This window comes from Ectothiorhodospira shaposhnikovii (assembly GCF_022227765.1).
In the GTDB taxonomy this organism is placed as follows: Bacteria; Pseudomonadota; Gammaproteobacteria; order Ectothiorhodospirales; family Ectothiorhodospiraceae; genus Ectothiorhodospira.
Genome location: NZ_JAJMLZ010000028.1, coordinates 1 through 1,179, shown reverse-complemented (window position 1 = coordinate 1,179; position 1,179 = coordinate 1). Strand labels below are relative to the sequence as shown.

1 protein-coding gene is annotated in these 1,179 nt (G+C 60.2%); it reads left to right on the top strand.

The window, feature by feature from the left end; translation table 11 throughout:
- The coding region (locus LQD11_RS15420; protein ID WP_238618347.1) for a PD-(D/E)XK nuclease domain-containing protein at window positions 1–940 on the top strand (940 nt) is incomplete at its 5' end.
- Window positions 941–1,179 lie beyond the last annotated feature (239 nt).

The window sequence follows — 1,179 nt, the reverse complement described above, 5'->3', positions numbered from 1 at the left end:
AGGGCTGAACAACCTGCGTGACATCACCCTCTCCCGGGATTACGGCGCCATCTGCGGCTACACCGACGAGGACATCGATGCCGTCTTTGAGCCGGAACTACCGGGCCTGGATCGGGATCAGATCCGCCATTGGTACAATGGTTATCGCTGGGGGGATGAGCGGTTGCCCTCAGTCTACAACCCCTTTGACGTACTGTTGCTGTTCCAGGAGCGGGAGTTCCGGCCCTACTGGTTTGAGAGTGCCACGCCTACGTTCCTGGTCAAGCTCCTCGCCGAACGCGGTCTTTACACCCCGCGGCTGGACACCCTGGAAACGGAGGCCGCACTTCTGGGCCGCTTCGACGTGGACGAGATTGCCACCGAGGCCCTGTTGTTCCAGACCGGGTATCTCACCGTGCACAAGGTCGAGCAGCCCATGACCGGTTACTGGCTTTACACCCTGGGCTATCCCAACCGGGAAGTGGAGGCCAGTCTCAACCAGGCCTTGCTCCCGGCCTTGGGCATGCCCAGGGCGACCCAGCAACGCATCAGTCTGTTTCGCGCCCTGCAGGCCCACGACCTGCCGGCCCTGGAAACCCACTTCAAGGCCCTGTTTGCCGGCCTGCCTCACGATTGGTACCGCAACAACCCCATTGCCCAGTATGAAGGCCATTATGCCAGCGTGTTCTACAGCCACTTGGCCGCCCTGGGCCTGGCCATCACCGTGGAAGATGCCGGCAACACCGGCCGGGTGGACATGACCGTGGATTTCAATGGCCACATCTATCTGTTCGAGTTCAAGGTGGTGGAGCAGGTGCCGGAGGGCAAGGCGCTGCGGCAGCTCCAGGACAAGGGCTACGCTGACAAGTACCGGGGGCAGGGCAAGCCCATCCACCTCATCGGCGTGGAGTTCTCCAGGGAACAGCGGCAGATCATCGCTTTTGATGTGTTGAGCCTTTGATCTGGATACCAAACATGCCCTTTTCGTCACTCTCTCGCTCTTTCGTCACTCCCGCGAAAGCGGGAGTCCAGGGTCCTTCCCTCTGTTACCGGCCGATGGATTCCCGCTTGCGCGGGAATGACGCAGATTCATGGCACGATTCTAAGCTTTTGCTGACTGGACTCCCCTGCGCGGGAATGACGCAGATTTATCCTGCATAGCAACGGATCTCGGCCACGGGTCAATTACACGCAATGCAT